At 58.8% G+C, this 22,438-nt stretch carries 17 protein-coding genes; all 17 read left to right on the forward strand.

Features of this window, described 5'->3' with window-relative positions; genetic code table 11:
* The first annotated feature begins 22 nt into the window (after positions 1-22).
* The 17 genes from ispC (at position 23) to cadB (ending at position 22,402) form a co-directional block, all read left to right on the forward strand.
* Positions 23-1,198: a 1-deoxy-D-xylulose-5-phosphate reductoisomerase gene (gene ispC / locus H7A77_RS22940; RefSeq protein ID WP_255443901.1), complete on the forward strand. Its 1,176-nt coding sequence runs from the start codon at positions 23-25 to the stop codon at positions 1,196-1,198.
* A gap of 268 nt (positions 1,199-1,466) precedes the next feature.
* Positions 1,467-2,225: a (2E,6E)-farnesyl-diphosphate-specific ditrans,polycis-undecaprenyl-diphosphate synthase gene (gene ispU, locus H7A77_RS22945; protein WP_033644874.1), complete on the forward strand. Its 759-nt coding sequence runs from the start codon at positions 1,467-1,469 to the stop codon at positions 2,223-2,225.
* Positions 2,226-2,234: 9 nt separating this feature from the next.
* The gene (gene cdsA / locus H7A77_RS22950; protein WP_033644875.1) at positions 2,235-3,077 is read left to right on the forward strand and encodes a phosphatidate cytidylyltransferase; all 843 of its coding nucleotides are present in this window, start codon (positions 2,235-2,237) and stop codon (positions 3,075-3,077) included.
* Positions 3,078-3,104: 27 nt separating this feature from the next.
* On the forward strand, positions 3,105-4,460 hold the full coding sequence (rseP, locus tag H7A77_RS22955; RefSeq protein ID WP_025304033.1) for a sigma E protease regulator RseP: 1,356 nt from the start codon (positions 3,105-3,107) through the stop codon (positions 4,458-4,460).
* A 35-nt stretch (positions 4,461-4,495) separates the two neighbouring features.
* Complete coding sequence (bamA, locus tag H7A77_RS22960) at positions 4,496-6,922, forward strand: outer membrane protein assembly factor BamA (protein ID WP_033652498.1); 2,427 nt, start codon at positions 4,496-4,498, stop codon at positions 6,920-6,922.
* A 156-nt stretch (positions 6,923-7,078) separates the two neighbouring features.
* Positions 7,079-7,576: a molecular chaperone Skp gene (gene skp / locus H7A77_RS22965; RefSeq protein ID WP_004931958.1), complete on the forward strand. Its 498-nt coding sequence runs from the start codon at positions 7,079-7,081 to the stop codon at positions 7,574-7,576.
* A gap of 3 nt (positions 7,577-7,579) precedes the next feature.
* Positions 7,580-8,602, forward strand: a complete 1,023-nt coding sequence (lpxD, locus tag H7A77_RS22970) for a UDP-3-O-(3-hydroxymyristoyl)glucosamine N-acyltransferase (protein WP_025304030.1) — start codon at positions 7,580-7,582, stop codon at positions 8,600-8,602.
* Between the two features lie 160 nt (positions 8,603-8,762).
* The gene (gene fabZ / locus H7A77_RS22975; protein WP_004931962.1) at positions 8,763-9,218 is read left to right on the forward strand and encodes a 3-hydroxyacyl-ACP dehydratase FabZ; all 456 of its coding nucleotides are present in this window, start codon (positions 8,763-8,765) and stop codon (positions 9,216-9,218) included.
* 3 nt (positions 9,219-9,221) lie between these two features.
* Positions 9,222-10,010, forward strand: a complete 789-nt coding sequence (gene lpxA / locus H7A77_RS22980; protein WP_033644878.1) for an acyl-ACP--UDP-N-acetylglucosamine O-acyltransferase — start codon at positions 9,222-9,224, stop codon at positions 10,008-10,010.
* 3 nt (positions 10,011-10,013) lie between these two features.
* Positions 10,014-11,162 (forward strand): lipid-A-disaccharide synthase, encoded by a 1,149-nt coding sequence (gene lpxB / locus H7A77_RS22985; RefSeq protein ID WP_004931967.1) that lies wholly within the window; start codon positions 10,014-10,016, stop codon positions 11,160-11,162.
* Positions 11,159-11,752 carry a ribonuclease HII gene (gene rnhB, locus H7A77_RS22990; RefSeq protein ID WP_019455763.1) on the forward strand — a complete coding sequence of 198 codons (594 nt, stop codon included), beginning with the start codon at positions 11,159-11,161 and terminating at the stop codon, positions 11,750-11,752. The genes lpxB and rnhB overlap by 4 nt, the downstream gene beginning before the upstream one ends.
* A 77-nt stretch (positions 11,753-11,829) precedes the next feature.
* Complete coding sequence (gene dnaE / locus H7A77_RS22995) at positions 11,830-15,318, forward strand: DNA polymerase III subunit alpha (RefSeq protein WP_033652500.1); 3,489 nt, start codon at positions 11,830-11,832, stop codon at positions 15,316-15,318.
* A gap of 12 nt (positions 15,319-15,330) precedes the next feature.
* Complete coding sequence (gene accA, locus H7A77_RS23000) at positions 15,331-16,290, forward strand: acetyl-CoA carboxylase carboxyl transferase subunit alpha (RefSeq protein WP_004931972.1); 960 nt, start codon at positions 15,331-15,333, stop codon at positions 16,288-16,290.
* Between the two features lie 111 nt (positions 16,291-16,401).
* Complete coding sequence (locus H7A77_RS23005) at positions 16,402-18,546, forward strand: lysine decarboxylase LdcC (protein WP_042785262.1); 2,145 nt, start codon at positions 16,402-16,404, stop codon at positions 18,544-18,546.
* Positions 18,547-18,653: 107 nt separating this feature from the next.
* Complete coding sequence (locus tag H7A77_RS23010; protein ID WP_047026598.1) at positions 18,654-19,043, forward strand: VOC family protein; 390 nt, start codon at positions 18,654-18,656, stop codon at positions 19,041-19,043.
* Between the two features lie 89 nt (positions 19,044-19,132).
* Positions 19,133-20,689, forward strand: coding sequence for a lysine decarboxylation/transport transcriptional activator CadC (cadC, locus tag H7A77_RS23015; protein ID WP_033644885.1), 1,557 nt, complete (start codon positions 19,133-19,135; stop codon positions 20,687-20,689).
* 369 nt (positions 20,690-21,058) lie between these two features.
* Entirely contained in the window at positions 21,059-22,402 is a 1,344-nt protein-coding gene (gene cadB / locus H7A77_RS23020; RefSeq protein ID WP_033644886.1) for a cadaverine/lysine antiporter, read from the forward strand.
* Positions 22,403-22,438: the final 36 nt, after the last annotated feature.

A 22,438-nucleotide genomic window follows, 5' to 3' on the forward strand; every position in this document is an offset into this window, starting at 1 on the left:
GTTCGCCGCCAGCGAGTTCATCATGGACTACCTGAAGACCCGCGCGCCGTTCTGGAAGCGCGAAGCGACCGGCCAGGGCGATCGTTGGGTGGACGCTCGCGACAGCGATCGCGAGGCCGCGCAGCAATGCATGGAATTTCGGCCCGCGTTTGCCGCGATGGCGGATGAAAGCGCCGCGCGCGAGCTGCGCGCTATCCTGGCGGAGAACGGCGTCGCTACCGAAGTGTTGGCCGGGGAACAAGCGGCCTGTGAATTGGCCGCTTTGGATGACGTCGATCAAGTGACGGCGGCCATCGTCGGCGCCGCGGGGCTGTTGCCGACGCTGGCGGCGATCCGCGCGGGCAAGCAGGTGCTGCTGGCCAACAAAGAGTCGCTGGTCACCTGTGGCCGCCTGTTTATGGACGCAGTGCGGCAAAGCCAGGCGCAACTGCTGCCGCTCGACAGCGAGCACAACGCGATTTTTCAGAGTTTGCCTGAGAACATTCAGCGTCAGTTGGGATACTCTTCACTGGACAGTCATGGTGTTTCGCGCATCGTGCTTACCGGTTCCGGCGGCCCGTTCCGCACCACGCCGTTGGAACAGTTCGCCGCGATGACGCCGGATCAAGCCTGCGCCCATCCGAACTGGTCGATGGGGCGCAAGATCTCGGTGGATTCCGCCACCATGATGAACAAAGGTCTGGAATACATTGAGGCCCGCTGGCTGTTTAACGCCTCGGCCGAGCAAATGGAAGTGATCCTGCACCCGCAGTCGGTGATTCACTCGATGGTGCGCTATGCCGACGGCAGCGTGCTGGCGCAGTTGGGGACGCCGGATATGCGCACGCCAATCGCTCACGCGATGGCGTATCCGCAGCGCGTGAATTCCGGTGTGGAAGCGCTGGACTTCTGCCGTATCGGTTCGCTGACCTTCGCCGAACCGGAGCGTGAGCGTTATCCTTGCCTGTATTTGGCGATCGAAGCGTTCGATGCCGGCCAGGCGGCCACCACCGCGCTGAACGCGGCCAACGAAATCGCCGTGGCGGCATTTTTGCAGCAGCAGATTCGCTTTACCGATATCGCGGCGGTCAATCGCCAGGTGGTGGAACGTCTCGCGCTGCAGGAACCGACGAGCATCGAAGCGGTCTTAGACATTGACCGTCAGGCGCGCGCCGCCGCTGAGGAGCGGGTTCGCGCGTTGTGCGGCCGATCACGGTGATTATCCGATTTTGCTCGTAATTCGCGTGCGCCGCAGCGGGGCCGTTTGTTCATGCCCCGCTGAGGTGGTATAGTCTGCGCCACCTGTCAGCGGTTATACCGTTGAATTATGGCCCGATTGGCGCCTTGTGCGTCAATGGCGGCCCGGCTGCGCCGGGTGTCGCAAGGCCAGGCTGAAAGCCGTGTCGGGCACACGGCTTTTTTTGCGCGTAAGGGCCTGATGTTCCGGAAAGGCAGTTATATTTCTATTGAGGAAATAAGTACGAGTTATGTCGTCCGCAAACCAACAAGAGGCTAATCCATCTTCCCCGGGGCCGCGCCATGTCGCCATTATCATGGACGGTAACGGACGCTGGGCCAAACGTCAGGGCAAGTTACGTGTCTTCGGTCATAAAGCAGGGGTGAAATCGGTTCGCCGCGCGGTCAGTTTTGCCGCCAGCCACCATTTAGATGCGCTCACGCTTTATGCCTTCAGCAGCGAAAACTGGAACCGTCCGGTGCAGGAAGTCTCTGCCCTGATGGAGCTTTTTGTCCGCGCTTTGGATAGTGAAGTAAAAAGCCTGCATAAACATAACGTCAGGCTGCGAGTGATCGGCGATATCAGCCGATTCAGCGCGCGTTTGCAGGAGCGGATCCGCCGCTCTGAAGCTCTGACGGAAAATAACGATGGCCTGACGCTCAATATCGCTGCCAACTACGGCGGCCGTTGGGATATCATTCAGGGAGTAAGGGAACTGGCCGAACAGGTACGGGTAGGCGAGTTGCACCCGGATCAGATCAGCGAGGAATTATTGAACGAGCGGGTTTGCATGAGCGACCTGGCGCCGGTGGATCTGGTTATCCGCACCGGTGGCGAGCATCGCATCAGTAATTTCCTGCTGTGGCAAATCGCCTATGCTGAACTTTACTTTACTGATGTGCTCTGGCCTGATTTCGATGAACTTGTCTTTGAAGGTGCGCTGAATGCATTTGCACAACGTGAGCGCCGCTTCGGGGGAACAACACCTAACGGCGCCGATGCGTCCTAGGGAGAACTTTTGCTGAAGTATCGCCTCATAACTGCTCTGATTTTAATCCCGATCGTTATCGCGGCGCTGTTCCTGTTGCCGCCGTTGGCCTTTGCTCTGGTAACGCTCGTCGTGTGCATGTTAGCTGCCTGGGAGTGGGGCCAATTGGCCGGTTTTACCTCCCGTTCGCAGCGCATCTGGTTGGCGATACTGTGCGGTTTTCTGCTTGCGCTGATGATGCTCAGCGTCCCCGCTTACCATCAATCCGTGCCGCAGATAAGCGGCTCGCTGTGGCTGTCGTTGGCCTGGTGGCTGGCGGCGTTGCTGTTGGTGCTGTTCTATCCCGGCTCGGCCGCTATCTGGCGCAATTCGCGCCCGCTGCGCCTGCTGTTTGGCCTGCTGACCATCGTGCCGTTTTTCTGGGGCATGCTGGCGCTGCGCCAGTTCGGCTACGAGCAAAACCCGTTTACCGGCGCCTGGTGGCTGCTGTACGTGATGTTGCTGGTGTGGGGCGCAGATTCCGGTGCCTACATGTTCGGCAAGCTGTTCGGCAAGCATAAGCTGGCGCCGAAGGTCTCACCGGGCAAAACGTGGGAAGGTTTGATCGGCGGGTTGCTGACGTCGGCGGTGATCTCGTGGCTGTTCGGCCGTTACGCGCCGCTGAACGTGGTGCCGACCACGCTGCTGGCCTGTTCGGTGATCGCCGCGCTGGCTTCGGTGCTGGGCGATTTGACCGAAAGCATGTTCAAACGCGAAGCGGGCATCAAGGACAGCGGGCATTTGATTCCCGGTCATGGCGGCATACTGGATCGTATCGACAGCCTGACCGCGGCGGTACCGGTGTTTGCCTGCCTGATGCTGTTGGTGTTTTAATCCGTCGATGACGGAAAGTGAGGGATGATGGTCAGCGTGCTTTGGAACCTGGTGGCGTTTCTGATTGCGCTCGGTATCTTGATTACCGTGCATGAGTTCGGACACTTTTGGGTTGCCCGTCGTTGCGGCGTGCGCGTTGAACGCTTCTCCATCGGCTTCGGCCGGGCGCTGTGGCGTCGAACCGATCGCCAGGGCACCGAGTACGTTATCGCTCTGATCCCGCTCGGCGGCTACGTGAAGATGCTGGACGAGCGCGTGGAGTCGGTGGCGCCGGAGATGCGCCACCAGGCCTTCAACAATAAAACCGTCTGGCAGCGCGCGGCCATCATCAGCGCCGGCCCCATCGCCAACTTCCTGTTTGCTATCCTTGCCTACTGGCTGGTGTTCATCATCGGCGTGCCGAGTTTCCGTCCGGTGATCGGCGAAATCGCGCCGCAATCGATCGCCGCCAAGGCTGAAATTTCGTCTGGCATGGAACTAAAGTCGGTTGACGGCATCGAAACGCCTGATTGGGAGTCAGTTCGTCTGGCGCTGGTGGCGAAGATTGGCGATGCGCAAACCGAAGTCGGCGTAGCGCCGTTCGGCTCTTCGCAGGTGGTGACCAAAACCCTGGACTTGCGCCAGTGGAACTTTGAACCGGACAAGCAGGATCCCGTTGTCGCGCTGGGGATTATGCCGCGCGGCCCGCAGATCGAATCCGTGTTGGCGGAAGTGCAGCCGAACTCGGCGGCGCAAAAGGCGGGTTTACAAGCGGGGGACAGGATCGTTAAAGTCGATGGTCAGCCGTTGGGTCGTTGGCAGACGCTGGTGAAGCGTATCCACGATGGCCCGGGGCAACCGCTGGCTTTGGAGATTGAAAGAAACGGCGCCCCCTTGTCTTTGACGCTGATACCGGATACAAAGCCGGTGGGAAAAGACAAATCGGTGGGGTTTGCAGGCATCATTCCAAAGGTGCTGCCGCTGCCGGAAGAGTATAAGACGATTCGCCAGTATGGACCGTTCCCGGCGCTGTATCAGGCCGGCGACAAGACCTGGCAGCTGATGCGGCTGACGGTCAACATGCTGGGCAAATTAATAACCGGTGATGTAAAGCTGAACAACCTGAGTGGCCCGATCTCGATTGCACAGGGAGCTGGGGCGTCAGCCGGAGTCGGATTCGTGTATTATCTGATGTTCCTGGCGTTGATTAGCGTCAACCTGGGGATCATCAACCTGTTCCCATTACCGGTGTTAGATGGTGGGCATCTCCTCTTCCTGGCGATAGAAAAGCTGAAGGGTGGGCCGGTTTCCGAGCGAGTACAGGACTACAGCTACCGCATAGGTTCGATCGTGCTGGTGTTGTTGATGGGTCTTGCACTTTTCAATGATTTTTCCCGCCTTTAGGGGCGGGGATAGGTTAGGAAGAACGCATAACAACGATGGCGATGAAAAAGTTGCTCATAGCGTCGCTGCTGTTTGGCAGCGCCACCGTATACGGTGCAGACGGGTTCGTAGTGAAAGACATTCATTTCGAAGGCCTGCAGCGAGTTGCCGTCGGTGCGGCGTTACTCAACATGCCGGTTCGCGTCGGCGATACCGTCACTGACGATGACATCAGTAATACCATTCGTGCCTTGTTTGCCACCGGCAACTTCGAGGACGTGCGCGTACTGCGCGATGGTAATACCTTGATCGTGCAGGTGAAGGAACGTCCTACCATCGCCAGCATCACTTTCTCCGGCAACAAGTCGGTGAAGGATGACATGCTCAAGCAAAACCTGGAAGCCTCCGGCGTCCGGGTAGGCGAGGCGCTCGACCGCACCACGATTTCCAGCATTGAAAAAGGGCTGGAAGACTTCTACTACAGCGTCGGTAAATACAGCGCCTCGGTGAAAGCCGTAGTCACGCCGTTGCCGCGCAACCGTGTCGACCTGAAGCTGGTGTTCACGGAAGGGGTCTCCGCCAAGATTCAACAAATCAACATCGTCGGCAACCACGCCTTCACCAACGACGAACTGATCTCGCGCTTCCAGCTGCGTGACGAAGTGCCGTGGTGGAACCTGGTCGGCGATCGCAAATACCAGAAGCAAAAACTGGCGGGCGATCTCGAAACCCTGCGCAGCTTCTATCTGGATCGCGGCTATGCCCGCTTTAACATCGATTCTACCCAGGTGAGCCTGACGCCGGATAAAAAAGGCATCTACATCACCATCAACATCACCGAAGGCGATCAGTACAAGCTTTCTGATGTTGTCGTGAACGGCAACCTGGCCGGCCACTCGGCGGAAGTCGCTCAGATCACCAAAATCGAGCCGGGCGAGCTGTATAACGGCAGCAAAGTGACCAAAATGGAAGACAACATCAAAACGATGTTGGGCCGTTATGGTTACGCCTACCCGCGCGTCGGCACCCAGCCGGAGATCAATGACGCGGATAAAACCGTCAAGCTGCACGTCAACGTTGACGCGGGCAACCGTTTCTACGTGCGCCGCATCAAGTTCGAAGGCAACGACACCAGCAAGGATTCCGTACTGCGTCGCGAAATGCGCCAGATGGAAGGCGCCTGGCTCGGCAACGAGCAGGTCGAGCAGGGCAAGGAGCGTCTGAACCGCCTGGGCTACTTCGAAACGGTCGATGTGGAAACCCAGCGCGTGCCGGGCACTGCCGATCAGGTCGACGTGACCTACAAGGTGAAAGAACGCAATACCGGTACATTTAACTTCGGCGTAGGTTACGGCACCGAGAGCGGCGTCAGCTTCCAGGCCGGCGTGCAGCAGGATAACTGGTTGGGTACCGGCTACTCGGTCGGCATCAGCGGCACCAAGAACGATTACCAGACGTATACCGAATTCTCGGTCACCAACCCGTACTTCACCGTTGACGGTGTGAGCCTGGGCGGCCGCGTCTTCTACAACGACTTTAAAGCGGATAACGCGGACCTGTCCGACTACACCAACAAGAGTTACGGTGTTGACGGCACGCTGGGCTTCCCGATCAACGAAAACAACTCGTTGCGCACCGGCCTGGGCTATGTCCACAACGGCCTGTCGAACATGCAGCCGCAGATCGCCATGTGGCGTTACCTCGACTCGATGGGCGTGGATGCGAACAAGACCGACCGCGCCAGCTACTCGACGGACGACTTTACCCTGAACCTGGGCTGGACCTACAACAACCTGGACCGCGGCTACTTCCCGACTTCGGGTAACCGCACCACGTTGAACGGCAAGGTCACCATTCCGGGCTCGGACAACGAATACTACAAGGTGACGCTGGACAGCGTACAGTACGTGCCGATCAACGACGACCGCACCTGGGTGCTGTTGGGTCGCGGCCGTCTGGGTTACGCGGATGGGCTGGGCGGCAAGGAAATGCCGTTCTACGAGAACTTCTACGCCGGTGGTTCGAGCACCGTGCGTGGCTTCCAGTCCAACACCATTGGTCCGAAGGCGGTGTACTACAACTCCAATTCGTACCAGTGCCAGTTCAACGCCGGCAGCACCACCGATCGTCAGAGCATCTGTGGTTCGGATGACGCGGTGGGCGGTAACGCCATGGCGGTCGCCAGCCTGGAGCTGATCACCCCAACGCCGTTCATCAGCGAGAAATACGCCAACTCTGTGCGCACGTCGCTGTTCATCGATGCGGGTACCGTGTGGGATACCAAGTGGAAGAATACCAACGAGACGCTGATGTACGGCGTGCCGGACTACAGCAAGGCCAGCAATATTCGTTCTTCCGCCGGTATCGCGCTGCAGTGGATGTCGCCATTGGGGCCATTGGTGTTCTCTTACGCCAACCCGATCAAGAAATACGAAGGCGACAAGTCCGAACAGTTCCAGTTTAACATCGGTAAGACCTGGTAACGGGTCTCGCCTCTGGGCATAACAGTTATTAAGAATCGCAATGGCCAGGCGCCCGCCGGCAGAGGGAGATGATTCTCATTGTTTGGTGGGATAAGTCTGGCAAATTGTGTACTTCAGTGTCATATGACACAAATGGGTGATGGTAAGGAGTTTATAGTGAAAAAGTGGTTGTGTGCCGCAGGCCTCGGTTTAGCAATGGCTGCTTCAGCTGGCGTTCAGGCAGCAGATAAGATCGCTGTCGTTAACGTCTCCAGCATTTTCCAACAGCTGCCGGCCCGCGAAGCGGTCGCTAAACAGCTGGAAAACGAGTTTAAAGGCCGTGCAAGCGAACTCCAGAACATGGAACGTAGCCTGCAGACCAAAATGCAACGTCTGCAGCGTGACGGCGCTACCATGAAAGCCAGCGACCGCAGCAAGTTGGAAAAAGACGTGATGGCGCAGCGCGAGCAGTTCTCTCAGAAAGCCCAGGCTTTCGAGCAGGACAACCGTCGTCGCCAGATGGAAGAGCGTAACAAGATCCTGAGCCGCATTCAGGACGCGGTGAAATCTGTCGCGAGCAAAGGCGGTTATGACGTGGTGATCGACGCCAACGCCGTTGCCTATGCAGACTCTTCCAAAGATATCACTGCTGACGTGCTGAAACAGGTTAAATAACACATGCTTTCAATTCGACTGGCTGATTTAGCGCAGCAGTTGGATGCACAATTGCACGGTGATGGCGATCTCGTCATCACCGGCATTGCTTCTATGCATTCGGCACAGCCTGGCCAAATCACGTTTTTGTCAAACAGCCGCTATCAAGAGCAGCTGTCTTCCTGCCAGGCAAGCGCCGTGGTGCTTACCGAAGCGGATTTACCACACTGCCGTGCTGCGGCGCTGGTGGTTAAGAACCCTTACCTGACCTATGCGCGCATGGCGCAGCTGATGGACACCACGCCGTCGCCGGCTCAGGATATCGCGCCAAGCGCGGTGATCTCGCCTGAAGCGCAACTGGGGCAGAACGTCGCCATTGGGGCGAACGCGGTGATCGAGTCGGGTGCGGTGCTTGGCGATAACGTGGTTATCGGCCCGGGCTGCTTCATCGGCAAACACGCACGCATCGGCGCGGGAACGCGTCTGTGGGCGAACGTAACGATTTATCATGCGGTCGAAATCGGCCAGCGCTGCCTGATTCAGTCGGGCACCGTGATCGGCGCAGACGGTTTCGGCTATGCGAATGAGCGCGGCGAGTGGATCAAGATCCCTCAGTTGGGCACGGTGATTATCGGCGATCGCGTCGAAATCGGCGCTTGCACCACCATTGACCGCGGCGCTTTGGATAACACTCAAATCGGGAATGGTGTTATCATCGACAACCAATGCCAGATTGCACATAACGTCGTGATTGGCGACAATACCGCCGTCGCCGGTGGTGTGATCATGGCCGGCAGCCTGAAAATCGGCCGCTACTGCCAGATTGGCGGCGCCAGCGTGATCAACGGTCACATGGAAATTGCCGACAAGGTTGTTGTTACCGGAATGGGAATGGTTATGCGACCAATCACCGAACCTGGGGTATACTCTTCGGGCATTCCGTTGCAGCCTAACAAGGTTTGGCGTAAAACCGCTGCGTTGGTAATGAATATCGATGAGATCAGCAAGCGCTTGAAAGCTGTCGAACGTAAAGTCGGAAAAGACTAGTCATTGCCGCCCGCTCTCGCGGGTACAAAACGAAACGCGTTGGTCGTGAGACCAAAAGCGCAAAGAGATGTTAATTTGCGGCCTGCATGATGATCTCCTTTTGGGGTCAGCGCAGGCCGTGTTGTTGATGCCATCAGTTTTTAGAGACAGGAAGAGTATTTTGACTACTGACACTCATACTCTGGATATTGCAGAAATTTTGGATCTGCTTCCTCACCGTTACCCGTTCTTGCTGGTCGACCGCGTCCTCGAGTTTGAAGAGCACAAATATCTGCGTGCGGTGAAGAACGTATCGGTGAATGAACCGTTTTTCCAGGGCCACTTCCCTGGCAAACCGATTTTCCCAGGCGTATTGATCCTGGAAGCCATGGCGCAGGCCACCGGCATCCTGGCGTTTAAAAGCGTCGGCAAACTGGAACCGGGCGAACTGTATTACTTCGCCGGTATCGACGAAGCTCGCTTCAAGCGCCCTGTGGTGCCAGGCGATCAGATGGTCATGGAAGTCACCTTCGAGAAAACTCGCCGCGGTCTGACTCGCTTCAAAGGCGTGGCGACCGTTGACGGTAAAATTGTCTGCGAAGCAACCATGATGTGTGCCCGCAGCCGGGAGGCTTAATCCGTGATTGACCAAACCGCCTTTATCCATCCTAGCGCGATAGTCGAAGAAGGCGCCGTGATTGGCGCCGGCGTGCATATCGGCCCTTTCTGCTACGTCGGCTCCCAGGTGGAAATCGGCGCCGGCACGGTGCTGAAATCCCACGTGGTGGTGAACGGCATTACCAAGATTGGCCGCGATAACCAGATTTATCAGTTCGCCTCTATCGGCGAAGTGAATCAGGATCTGAAATACGCGGGCGAGCCGACGCGTGTGGAAGTGGGCGATCGCAATCGCATCCGCGAAAGCGTCACCATCCACCGCGGCACCGCGCAGGGCACCGGCCTGACCAAAGTGGGCAACGATAACCTGCTGATGGTCAACGTGCACGTCGCCCACGACTGTGTAGTTGGCAACGCTTGCGTGCTGGCCAACAACGCCACGCTGGCGGGGCATGTGGAAATCGACGATCACGCCATCATCGGCGGCATGACGGCGATCCATCAGTTCTGCATTATCGGCGCGCATGTGATGGTAGGCGGTTGTTCCGGTGTCGCTCAGGATGTGCCTCCGTTCGTCATCGCTCAGGGCAACCACGCTACGCCGTTCGGCGTCAACGCGGTCGGCCTCAAGCGCCGCGGTTTTGACAAGGATGAAATGCAGGCGATCCGCAACGCCTACAAAATCCTGTATCGCAGCGAAAAAACGCTGGATGAAGCGAAAGCGGAAATCGAAGCCCTGGCCAAAGAGCAGCCGGTGGTGCAGCAGTACCTCGATTTCTTCACCCGTTCTACCCGTGGCATCATTCGCTGAGTTATGTCGAATCGTCCATTGACTATCGGATTGGTCGCCGGAGAAACCTCCGGTGACATTCTCGGCGCCGGTTTGATCCGTGCGCTCAAGGCGCAGATCCCTGACGCGCGTTTCGTTGGCGTCGCCGGCCCGCTGATGCAGGCCGAAGGGTGCGAAGCTTGGTACGAAATGGAAGAGCTGGCGGTAATGGGCGTGGTGGAAGTGCTCGAGCGCTTGCCACGCCTGTTGAAGATCCGCAAGGATCTCACCCGCCGCTTCGGTGAGCTGCGGCCGGACGTGTTTGTCGGCATCGACGCGCCGGACTTCAACATCACGCTGGAAGGCCGCCTCAAGCAGCGCGGCATTCGCACCATCCACTATGTCAGCCCTTCCGTGTGGGCCTGGCGACAAAAGCGCGTTTTCAAAATAGGCAAAGCCACCGATTTGGTGCTGGCCTTTCTCCCTTTCGAAAAAGCGTTTTACGATCGTTTCAACGTCCCCTGCCGGTTTATCGGTCACACCATGGCGGACGCCATGCCGCTGCAGCCCGATCGGTTGGCGGCGCGCGCTCAGCTTGGCATCGCTCCGCAGGCGCGCTGTTTGGCCTTGTTGCCGGGCAGCCGCGGCGCCGAAGTCGAGATGCTGAGCGCCGACTTCCTCAAAACCGCGCAGCTGCTGCGCACGCGTTATCCCGAGCTGGAAGTGGTGGTGCCGCTGGTCAACGCCAAACGGCGTGAGCAGTTTGAGCGCATCAAGGCCGAAGTGGCGCCGGATCTGACCGTACACCTGCTGAATGGGCAGGGGCGTGAAGCGATGATCGCCAGCGACGCGGCGCTGCTGGCATCCGGCACGGCGGCGCTGGAATGCATGCTGGCCAAGTGCCCGATGGTCGTGGGCTATCGCATGAAGCCGTTCACTTTCTGGTTGGCGCAGAAGCTGGTGAAAACGCCTTATGTCTCGCTGCCGAATCTGCTGGCGGGGCGGGAGATCGTCACCGAACTGCTGCAGCATGACTGCGTCCCGGACAAACTGGCCGCCGCCGTGATGCCGCTGCTGGAAGAGAGCCCGGAAACCGACGCGTTGAAACAGACTTTCCTTACCTTGCACCAAAGCATCCGTTGCGGTGCGGACGAACAGGCCGCTCAGGCTGTGTTGGAGCTGGCGAAAGCATGATTGAACCCTTTATCTATCCCGCTGCCACGCTGATTGCCGGTGTGGACGAAGTGGGCCGCGGCCCGTTGGTCGGCGCGGTGGTCACCGCCGCCGTGATCCTCGATCCGGCGCAGCCGATCGTCGGGCTGGCGGACTCCAAAAAGCTCAGTGAAAAACGCCGGCTGGCGCTGTATGACGAAATCGTCGCCAAAGCGCTCTCCTGGAGCCTGGGGCGCGCCGAACCGGCGGAAATCGACCAGCTGAACATTTTGCACGCCACCATGTTGGCGATGCAGCGCGCGGTGGCCGGGTTGCATATCGCGCCGGACATGGTTTTAATCGACGGTAACCGTTGCCCGAGCTTGCCGATGCGTTCGCAGGCGGTGGTGAAGGGCGACAGCCGCGTGGCGGAGATCAGCGCGGCGTCCATTCTGGCGAAGGTCACGCGCGATCGCGAAATGGCCGAGCTGGACAGCGAGTTCCCGGACTACGGTTTCGCGCAGCATAAAGGCTACCCGACCGCCTTCCACCTGGAGCGGCTGGCCGCGCTGGGCGCCACCGAGCATCATCGCCGCAGCTTCGCGCCGGTGAAAAGGGCGCTCGCGCTGTAGCCTGCGAGCCTGACCGGCTCGACGATAGCATTAACCCGGGCTCAGCACGCTGAGCCCCTTCAATCAGGTATCTGGAGATGGCCGAACCTCGTTTTATTCACCTGCGCGTCCACAGTGACTACTCCATGATTGATGGATTGGCCAAGACGGCGCCGCTGGTGAAAAGAGCCGCCGCGTTAGCCATGCCTGCTCTGGCAATCACCGATTTCACCAACCTGTGCGGGCTGGTGAAGTTCTACGGCAGCGCGCACGGCGCCGGGATCAAACCGATCATCGGCGCGGATTTCCATGTGCAAAGCGAAGTCTTGGGCGACGAACTCGCTCAACTGACGGTGCTGGCCAGCAACAACGAAGGCTACCAGAACCTGACGCTGCTGATTTCCCGCGCCTATCAGCGCGGCTACGGCGCCGCCGGCCCGATCATCGATCGCGACTGGCTGATTGAACATCGCGAAGGGCTGATCCTGCTTTCCGGCGCGCGTCAGGGCGACGTCGGCAAGTTCCTGCTGCGCGGCAACCAGGCGCAGGTGGATCAGTGTCTGGATTTCTACCAGCAATATTTCCCGGACTGCTACTACCTGGAGTTGATCCGCACCGGCCGCCCGGACGAAGAGAACTATCTGCATGCGGCGGTGGCGCTGGCCACCGAGCGCGGTTTGCCGGTGGTGGCCACCAACGACGTGCGTTTCCTGGTGGAAGATGACTTCGACGCTCATGAGATCCGCGTCGCCATCCACGACGGCTTTACGCTGGACGATCCCAAGCGGCCGCGCAACTACAGCCCGCAACAATACATGCGCAGCGAAGACGAGATGTGCGAGCTGTTCGCCGACATCCCGGAAGCGCTGCTGAACAGCGTCGAAATCGCCAAACGCTGTAACGTCACCATTCGCCTCGGCGAGTACTTCCTGCCGCAGTTCCCGACCGGCGATATGAGCACCGAGGATTTCCTGGTACTCAAATCGAAAGAGGGGCTGGAAGAGCGCCTCGAGTTCCTGTTCCCCGATCCTGAAGTGCGCGCGCAGCGCCGCCCGGAATACGACGAGCGTCTGGACGTCGAGCTGAAAGTGATCAACCAGATGGGGTTCCCCGGCTACTTCCTGATCGTGATGGAATTTATCCAGTGGTCGAAGGACAACAACGTGCCGGTGGGCCCAGGGCGTGGCTCCGGCGCCGGTTCGCTGGTGGCCTATGCGTTGAAAATCACCGACCTCGATCCGCTGGAATTCGACCTGCTGTTCGAACGCTTCCTGAACCCGGAACGTGTCTCGATGCCCGACTTCGACGTCGACTTCTGCATGGAGAAACGTGACCAGGTAATCGAGCACGTGGCGGAGATGTACGGCCGCGAAGCGGTATCGCAGATCATCACCTTCGGCACCATGGCGGCGAAAGCGGTTATCCGTGACGTAGGCCGCGTGTTGGGGCACCCGTACGGGTTCGTCGATCGCATTTCCAAACTGGTGCCGCCGGATCCGGGCATGACGCTGGAGAAAGCCTTCGCCGCCGAACCGCAGCTGCCGGAGATTTACGAGGCCGACGAAGAGGTCAAGGCGCTGATCGACATGGCGCGCAAGCTGGAAGGGGTGACGCGCAACGCCGGGAAACACGCCGGTGGCGTGGTGATCGCGCCGACCAAGATCACCGACTTCGCGCCGCTGTACTGCGATGCCGAAGGGAACCACCCGGTGACCCAGTTCGACAAGAACGACGTGGAATACGCCGGGCTGGTGAAGTTCGACTTCCTCGGTCTGCGCACCCTGACCATCATCGACTGGGCGCTGGAGATGATCAACGCCCGGCGCGCCAAGACTGGGCTGGAACCGATTGACATCGCCGCCATCCCGCTCGATGACAAGAAAAGCTTCGACATGCTGCAGCGTTCGGAAACCACGGCGGTGTTCCAGCTTGAATCGCGCGGCATGAAAGATTTGATCAAACGTCTGAAGCCCGACTGCTTCGAAGACATGATCGCACTGGTTGCGCTGTTCCGTCCGGGGCCGCTGCAGTCGGGCATGGTGGATAACTTCATCGACCGCAAACACGGCCGCGAAGAGATCTCCTACCCGGACATTCAGTGGCAGCATGAGTCGCTCAAGCCGGTGCTGGAGCCGACCTACGGCATCATCCTGTATCAGGAACAGGTGATGCAGATTGCCCAGGTGCTGGCCGGCTATACGCTGGGCGGCGCGGACATGCTGCGCCGTGCGATGGGTAAAAAGAACCCGGTCGAAATGGCCAAGCAGCGCGGCGGCTTTGAAGACGGCGCCAAAGCGCGAGGCATCGACGGCGAACTGTCGGTGAAAATCTTCGACCTGGTGGAGAAATTCGCCGGTTATGGCTTCAACAAATCGCACTCCGCCGCCTACGCGCTGGTGTCGTACCAGACGCTGTGGCTGAAGGCGCACTATCCGGCCGAGTTTATGGCGGCGGTGATGACCGCCGATATGGACAACACCGACAAAGTGGTGGGTCTGGTGGACGAATGCTGGCGCATGGGGCTGAAGATCCTGCCGCCGGACATCAACAGCGGCCTGTATCACTTCCACGTCAACGACGACGGCGAGATCGTTTACGGCATCGGCGCCATCAAGGGCGTGGGGGAAGGGCCGATCGAAGCCATTATCGAAGCGCGCAACAGCGGCGAGCAAGGTTATTTCAAAGACCTGTTCGATCTCTGCGCGCGCTCCGACATCAAGAAACTGAACCGCCGCATTCTGGAAAAACTGATCATGTCCGGGGCGTTCGATCGCCTTGGGCCACACCGCGCCGCGCTGATGAATTCGCTCGGCGACGCGTTGAAAGCGGCGGATCAGCATGCGAAAGCCGAAGCTATCGGCCAGGTGGACATGTTTGGCGTGCTGGCGGAAGCGCCGGAGCAGGTGGAGCAATCCTACGCCAACATCGCGCCCTGGCCGGAGCAGGTGGTGTTGGACGGTGAACGGGAAACGCTGGGGCTGTACCTGACCGGCCACCCGATCACCCAATACCTCAAGGAGATCGAACGTTACGCCGGTGGCCAGCGTTTGAAAGACATGCACCCGACGGATCGGGGCAAAATGACTACCGCCGTCGGGTTGGTGGTCGCCGCGCGGGTGATGGTGACCAAGCGCGGCAACCGCATCGGCATCTGTACGCTGGATGACCGTTCGGGCCGTCTGGAAGTGATGCTATTCACCGAAGCGTTAGAAAAATACCAGCATTTGTTGGAAAAAGACCGTATCCTTATCGCCAGTGGACAGGTCAGCTTTGATGACTTTAGCGGCGGGCTTAAAATGATGGCCCGCGAGGTAATGGACATCAGTGAAGCCCGGGAAAAATACGCTCGCGGGCTTGCTATCTCGCTGACTGACAGGCAAATTGATGACCAGCTTTTGAACCGTCTCCGTCAGTCGTTGGAACCCCATCGCTCGGGGACGATTCCAGTGCATCTCTACTATCAACGGGAAGATGCGCGAGCCAAGCTGCGTTTTGGCGCAACCTGGCGCGTGACGCCCACCGACCGCTTGTTGATAGACTTGCGGACGTTGGTAGGCAATGAGCAGGTGGACTTGGAATTTGACTAAAATAGGAATGCTATGAGTCTGAATTTTCTTGATTTTGAACAGCCGATTGCAGAGCTGGAAGCGAAAATTGACTCGCTGACTGCAGTCAGCCGTCAAGACGAAAAATTAGATATTAATCTGGACGAAGAGGTTCAGCGCCTGCGTGAAAAGAGCGTTGAGCTGACGCGCAAGATTTTTGCCGATCTTGGGGCCTGGCAGATTGCCCAATTGGCACGCCACCCGCGCCGTCCTTATACCCTGGATTATATCAAACACATCTTTACCGACTTCGAAGAGTTGGCGGGCGATCGCGCTTACGCCGACGACAAAGCGATCGTCGGGGGGATTGCGCGTCTGGATGGCCGCCCGGTGATGATCATCGGGCACCAAAAAGGCCGTGAGACCAAAGAGAAGATCCGCCGCAACTTCGGCATGCCGGCGCCGGAAGGCTACCGCAAGGCGCTGCGCCTGATGGAAATGGCCGCCCGCTTCAAAATGCCGATCATCACCTTTATCGATACCCCGGGCGCTTATCCGGGCGTGGGCGCGGAAGAACGCGGCCAGTCGGAAGCCATCGCGCGCAACCTGCGTGAGATGTCGCGCCTGAACGTACCGGTCATCTGCACCGTCATCGGTGAAGGCGGCTCGGGCGGCGCGCTGGCGATCGGCGTGGGCGACAAGGTGAACATGCTGCAGTACAGCACTTACTCGGTGATTTCGCCGGAAGGCTGCGCCTCCATCCTGTGGAAGAGCGCCGACAAGGCGCCGCTGGCCGCAGAAGCGATGGGCATCACCGCGCCGCGTCTGAAAGAGCTGAAGCTGATCGACTCGGTGATCCCGGAGCCGCTGGGTTCCGCGCACCGCGACGTGCCGGCGATGGCCGCCGCGTTGAAAGCGCAGCTGCTGGCCGATCTGAAAGATCTGGATGGCCTGAACGACGAAGAGTTGCTCAACCGCCGTTACCAGCGTCTGATGAACTACGGCTACTGCTGAGTTGCGATCTTCACGGTAATAAACCGCCTTCGGGCGGTTTTTTTTTGGCTACACACCGCCGGATTTTCGTGGTGTTATAGAGACTTGGCCGTTAACTGACAGGAGCTGCCGATGAATATCATCGCCATCATGGGCCCGACGGGCGTCTACTACAAAGATGAGCCGATCCGCGAGCTCCACGCGGCGCTGGGCGCGATGGGATTCCAGCTGGTATACCCCAAAAACAGCGGTGACCTGCTGAAGCTGATCGAAGCTAATGCCCGCATCTGCGGCGTGATCTTCGACTGGGACGATTACAGCCTGGAGCTGTGCAGCGAGATCAACGAGCTGAACGAATACCTGCCGCTGTACGCCTTTATCAATACTCACTCCACCTTTGACGTCAGCCTGCATGAAATGCGCATGGTGCTCTATTTCTTCGAGTATGGCCTGAATGCGGCGGACGATATCGCGCAGCGCATCCAGCAATACACGGCGGAATACATCGACACCATTACGCCGCCGCTGACCAAGGCGCTGTTCAACTACGTGCGCGAAGGAAAGTACACCTTTTGCACGCCGGGCCACATGGCCGGCACCGCGTTCCAGAAAAGCCCGGTGGGCTGCCTGTTCTATGACTTCTTCGGCGCCAATACCCTCAAGGCCGACATCTCGATTTCGGTCACCGAGCTCGGGTCGCTGCTGGATCACACCGGCCCGCATCTGGAGGCCGAAGAGTACATCGCACGCACCTTCAATGCCGAGCAGAGCTATCTGGTCACCAACGGCACCTCCACCGCCAACAAGATCGTCGGCATGTATTCAGCGCCGGCGGGCAGCACGGTGCTGATCGACCGCAATTGCCACAAATCGCTGTGCCACCTGCTGATGATGAGCGATATCGTGCCGATCTATCTGCGCCCGCTGCGCAACGCCTACGGCATCCTCGGCGGCATTCCGCAGCGCGAGTTTACCCGCGCCAGCATCGCCGCCCGGGTGCAGGAGACCCCGAACGCCACCTGGCCGGTGCATGCGGTGATCACCAATTCCACCTATGACGGCCTGCTGTACAACACCGACTACATCAAGCAGACGCTGGAGGTGCCGTCGATCCACTTCGACTCCGCCTGGGTGCCTTACACCAACTTCCACCCGATTTACGACGGCAAGAGCGGCATGAGCGGCGATCGGGTGCCCGGCAAGGTTTTCTACGAAACCCAATCCACCCACAAGCTGCTGGCGGCCTTCTCGCAGGCCTCGATGATTCATATCAAGGGCGACTACGACGAGAGCACCTTCAACGAAGCCTACATGATGCACACCACCACTTCGCCGCATTACGGCATCGTGGCGTCGATGGAAACCGCCGCCGCCATGCTGCGCGGCAATCCGGGGCGCCGCTTGATCAACCGTTCGGTGGAGCGCGCGCTGCATTTTCGCCGTGAAGTGCAGCGGCTGCGCGAGGAAAGCGACAGCTGGTTCTTCGATATCTGGCAGCCGGAAGAGATCGATGAAGCGCAGTGCTGGCCGCTGGATCCGGACGATAACTGGCACGGTTTCGGCCAGACCGATCGCGATCATATGTATCTCGATCCGATCAAGGTGACGATCCTGACGCCGGGCATGAATGAGCTGGGGGCGCTGGAGGAAGAGGGGATCCCGGCGGCGCTGGTGGCGAAGTACCTCGACGAGCGCGGCATCGTGGTGGAGAAGACCGGGCCGTACAACCTGCTGTTCCTGTTCAGCATCGGCATCGATAAAACCAAGGCGATGAGCCTGCTGCGCGGCCTGACCGACTTCAAGCGTGCCTACGATCTCAACCTGCGGGTGAAGAACATGCTGCCGGATCTGTACGCCGAGGATCCGGATTTCTATCGCCACATGCGCATCCAGGATCTGGCCGCCGGTATTCATCGCCTGATCTGCCAACACGATCTGCCGCGCCTGATGCAGCGGGCGTTTGACGTGCTGCCGGAAATGAAGCTGACGCCGCACCAGATGTTCCAGGAGCAGGTGCGCGGCAATGTGGAAACCTGCGAGCTGGATCAGTTGGTGGGCAAGGTGGCGGCCAATATGATACTGCCTTATCCGCCGGGCGTGCCGCTGGTGATGCCGGGGGAAATGATCACCGAAGAGAGCCGGGCGGTGCTCGATTTCCTGCTGATGCTGTGCTCGATCGGCGAGCGCTATCCCGGTTTTGAAACCGATATCCACGGCGCCAAGCTGACGGAAGACGGACGCTATCTGGTGAAGGTGCTGAAAGCCCCGCAGCCATAAGGCCATAATGCGCCCGGCGGTTTGGAAAGATGCGCCGGGCTTCCTCATTGACGGCCTCATCGCCGCCGGATACCGTGCACCATCAGAATGAACAGGAGAGGGTTTCTATGCTGGCATTACGTCAGGTGCATCACATCGCGATCATTGGCGCGGACTACGCTGCCAGTAAGCATTTCTATTGCGACATTCTCGGCTTTACCCTGCTGAGTGAAGTTTACCGCGAGGAGCGTGACTCCTGGAAAGCGGATCTGGCGCTCAACGGGCAATACACCCTCGAGCTGTTTTCTTTCCCTTCGCCGCCGGCCCGCGTCAGCCGCCCGGAGGCTTGCGGCCTGCGCCATCTGGCGTTCAGCGTTGACGATATAGACCAAGCCATCGCCCATCTGCAGGCGGCCGGCGTCGCCTGCGAACCGGTACGCGTCGATCCTTATACTCAATCTCGTTTTACCTTTTTCAGCGATCCCGATGGTTTACCGTTAGAATTATACGAGAGTTAACGGCTTAATCGCCTACCGGCGGCCACAGCCGGGGGCGATTATGCTATGATCGCGCCCTTGCCCCACATGCCTACAGAGTTATTTCCGCCATGCAAGAGCCTGCTTTTCGCGTCGGGGAGTGGCTGGTTACCCCTGCCGACAATACCATCAGCCGTGACGGCCGCCAGAAAACGCTGGAACCGCGCCTGATCGACATGCTGTGCTATTTCGCCCGGCACCCCGATGTGGTGTTGAGCCGCGACGAGCTGATCGATAGCGTTTGGAAGCGCAATATCGTCACTAATCACGTGGTGACCCAATGCATTTCAGAACTGCGCAAATACCTGAAAGACGGCGACAGCGACAGTCCGGAATACATTATCACCGTGCCTAAGCGCGGGTATAAGTTGGCGGCTTCGGTGATCTGGTGTGAAGACGGGGAGTCGCAGCCCGCCCCTGCGCCGGCGCCGCAGATTGCGGTGATCATGCATGAGCCGGAAGACGGCAGCGATGATGAAGACGATACGCCGTACGTGCCGCCGAGCCGGACCCGAACGCCGGTTGCCGCGCCCGGCGAAAAGCAGCCGCGCTTTTATCGCCGCTCGACGTTCTGGGTGTGGCTGGCGTTTCTGGCGGCGCTCAGCGTCTGCGTGGCGTTTGTCGGCATCGCCACGCTGTCGCAGCGCGTGCCGGTATCGACCATGCCGGTGCTGCTCAATCCGCGCGATATCGATATCCGCATTCAGGGCGGCGAGAGCTGCAGCAACTGGATGCCGCAGCTCTCCTATGTGGTGGGCGTCAGCGAGCTGATCACCGATTCGCTCAACACCTACTCGACCTTCCTGGTGCACGACCAAACCAATTACAACTATTCCGGCCCCAGCAACTCCGGCAAGTCGCTGTATATCGAGTTCGTCAATCAGCGCCACTACCGCGCCCAGCAGTGTTTCCTGTCCGTGCGGCTGGTGGATAACGCCGACAGCTCAATCATGTTGGACAAGCGTTACTTCATTACCGCCGATAACCAGCTGAAGATCCAAAGCGACTTCCTCGCCAGCCTGTCCGCCGCGCTGAAACAGCCCTGGCCGCCGCAGCTGGAACAGCGTCTGGCACAGCTGCTGCCGGACAACGGGCCGCTGCTGCAGCGCTTCTACCAGGCGCATCAATTGTTGATCCATGGCGACGCCGATTCGTTGACTCGCGCCAGCGCGCAGCTGAGCGAGCTGATTAAAAGCGCGCCTAATTTCCACTACCTGCTGGCGGAAAAAGCGCTGGTGGATGTGCTGCGCAACTCTTATCAACCGTTCGACAGCCAGGGGCTGGCGCAATTGCGCGCCGATATCAGCCATCTGGCGACGATCCCCGAATTGAAAAATACGCCGATCGTGCAGCAAGTTCTGGCGGTTGATGCGCTGGCGCAGGGACGCATTGACGATGCGCACCGGGCGATCGAGCTGGGGATTGAGTTGCAAATGTCGTGGCTGAATTATGTGCTGCTGGGCAAAGTGTATGAAATGCAGGGGCAGAATCATTTGGCGGCGGATTCTTATATTACCGCGTTCAACCTGCGCCCCGGTGAAGATACCTTGCATTGGATCACCAATGGCGTATTCCAGACGTCATTGACCAACGTGGTGCCTTATTTAAATAACTATCAGCGCCAATAATTCACCAGAACCACGCCGCCATTATTCTCAGGGAATTCCGGCGGCGTTATTTATTGGTGAAGACATGTTGCGCCATTGTGTTATTTTGCTGCGCAATATCGTTCCTTTTCTGCTGTTTGTTATTCGTGATTAACCTGGTTATTATCCTGTTTTTTAACGATGTTTATCTTTTCTTTAGCTTACCTTTTTATCTTGATGTGTTAATCAAAAACCTCAGATTATCATTTGTATGATCATGAGCGTAATCTCACTTTATCTTTAGGACTTTATTTCTGCCGATGGTTAGCATCCTGACTATCAAGCCGGCTCATTAAAATCTTTTATTTATGGGTGTGGCTTATAAGAAACGTAAATCAGGAGAAACTGACCATGGCTTCACCCAAGAAAATAGGGCTTATTGCCTGCACCGGCGTAGTCGCCGGTAATATGATGGGGAGCGGGATTGCCTTATTGCCCGCCAACCTGGCGAGTCTCGGATCCATCGCCATTTGGGGATGGGTGATCTCGATTATCGGGGCGATGTCGCTGGCCTACGTGTACGCCCGCCTCGCGACCAAAAATCCGCAGCAGGGCGGCCCTATCGCCTACGCCGGTGAAATTTCCCCGGCGTTCGGCTTCCAGACCGGCGTGCTTTATTACCATGCCAACTGGATCGGCAACCTGGCCATCGGCATTACCGCCGTTTCTTATCTCTCCACCTTCTTCCCGGCGTTGAACAACCCGGTGCCTGCCGGCATCGCCTGTATCGCCATCGTGTGGATCTTCACCTTCGTCAACATGCTGGGCGGGACCTGGGTCAGCCGCTTGACCACCCTGGGCCTGGTGCTGGTGCTGATCCCGGTGATCGTAACCGCCACCCTCGGCTGGCACTGGTTTGACGCCGCCACCTACCAGGCTAACTGGAATACCTCCGGCACCACCGACAGCCATGCGGTCATCAAAAGTATTCTGCTGTGCCTGTGGGCGTTCATCGGCGTGGAATCCGCGGCGGTCAGCACCGGCATGGTGAAAAACCCGAAACGCACCGTGCCGCTGGCGACCATGCTCGGCACCGGCCTGGCGGGCATCATCTACATCGCCGCCACCCAAGTGATCAGCGGCATGTTCCCGGCGTCTGAAATGGCCGCCAGCGGCGCGCCGTTCGCCATCAGCGCCTCGGCGATTATGGGCAACTGGGCGGCACCGATGGTTTCCGCGTTCACCGCCTTTGCCTGCCTGACCTCGCTCGGGTCATGGATGATGCTGGTCGGCCAGGCCGGGGTGCGCGCCGCCAACGACGGCAACTTCCCGAAAGTGTACGGCGAGCTGGATAAAAACGGCATTCCGAAAAAAGGCCTGCTGCTCGCGAGCTGCAAAATGACCGCGCTGATGGTGCTGATCACCCTGATGAGCTCCGCCGGCGGCAAGGCTTCCGATCTGTTCGGCGAGCTGACCGGCATCGCGGTGCTGCTGACCATGCTGCCTTACTTCTACTCCTGCGTAGACCTGATTCGCTTCGAAGGGGTCAACGTGCGCAACCTGCTGAGCCTGATCGCTTCGGTGTGCGGCTGCGGCTTCTGCTTCATCGCGCTGATGGGCGCCAACTCTTTCGAACTGTCCGGCACCTTTATCATCAGCCTGATTATCCTGATGTTCTACGCCCGGAAAATGAATACCCGCCAGGCTGCCAATGCAGCGGCGGTCGATGAAAACACCACGGCCAAAGCGCACTGATTCGCGTCCGCTGACCGACTGAATTTACCCAGCCCC

Origin of the sequence: Serratia sp. ME47, from assembly GCF_903970925.1 — a bacterium.
Classification (GTDB): Bacteria; Pseudomonadota; Gammaproteobacteria; order Enterobacterales; family Enterobacteriaceae; genus Serratia; species Serratia ureilytica.

Excerpts from the sequence above, each read along its gene's own strand:
- ispC (WP_255443901.1), top strand. The coding sequence starts at position 23 with ATGGACTACCTGAAGACCCGCGCGCCGTTCTGGAAGCGCGAAGCGACC.
- lpxD (WP_025304030.1), top strand. The coding sequence starts at position 7,580 with ATGCTTTCAATTCGACTGGCTGATTTAGCGCAGCAGTTGGATGCACAA.
- bamA (WP_033652498.1), top strand. The coding sequence starts at position 4,496 with ATGGCGATGAAAAAGTTGCTCATAGCGTCGCTGCTGTTTGGCAGCGCC.
- lpxB (WP_004931967.1), top strand. The coding sequence starts at position 10,014 with ATGTCGAATCGTCCATTGACTATCGGATTGGTCGCCGGAGAAACCTCC.
- rnhB (WP_019455763.1), top strand. The coding sequence starts at position 11,159 with ATGATTGAACCCTTTATCTATCCCGCTGCCACGCTGATTGCCGGTGTG.
- ispU (WP_033644874.1), top strand. The coding sequence starts at position 1,467 with ATGTCGTCCGCAAACCAACAAGAGGCTAATCCATCTTCCCCGGGGCCG.
- H7A77_RS23010 (WP_047026598.1), top strand. The coding sequence starts at position 18,654 with ATGCTGGCATTACGTCAGGTGCATCACATCGCGATCATTGGCGCGGAC.
- cadC (WP_033644885.1), top strand. The coding sequence starts at position 19,133 with ATGCAAGAGCCTGCTTTTCGCGTCGGGGAGTGGCTGGTTACCCCTGCC.
- dnaE (WP_033652500.1), top strand. The coding sequence starts at position 11,830 with ATGGCCGAACCTCGTTTTATTCACCTGCGCGTCCACAGTGACTACTCC.
- cadB (WP_033644886.1), top strand. The coding sequence starts at position 21,059 with ATGGCTTCACCCAAGAAAATAGGGCTTATTGCCTGCACCGGCGTAGTC.
- H7A77_RS23005 (WP_042785262.1), top strand. The coding sequence starts at position 16,402 with ATGAATATCATCGCCATCATGGGCCCGACGGGCGTCTACTACAAAGAT.
- accA (WP_004931972.1), top strand. The coding sequence starts at position 15,331 with ATGAGTCTGAATTTTCTTGATTTTGAACAGCCGATTGCAGAGCTGGAA.
- rseP (WP_025304033.1), top strand. The coding sequence starts at position 3,105 with ATGGTCAGCGTGCTTTGGAACCTGGTGGCGTTTCTGATTGCGCTCGGT.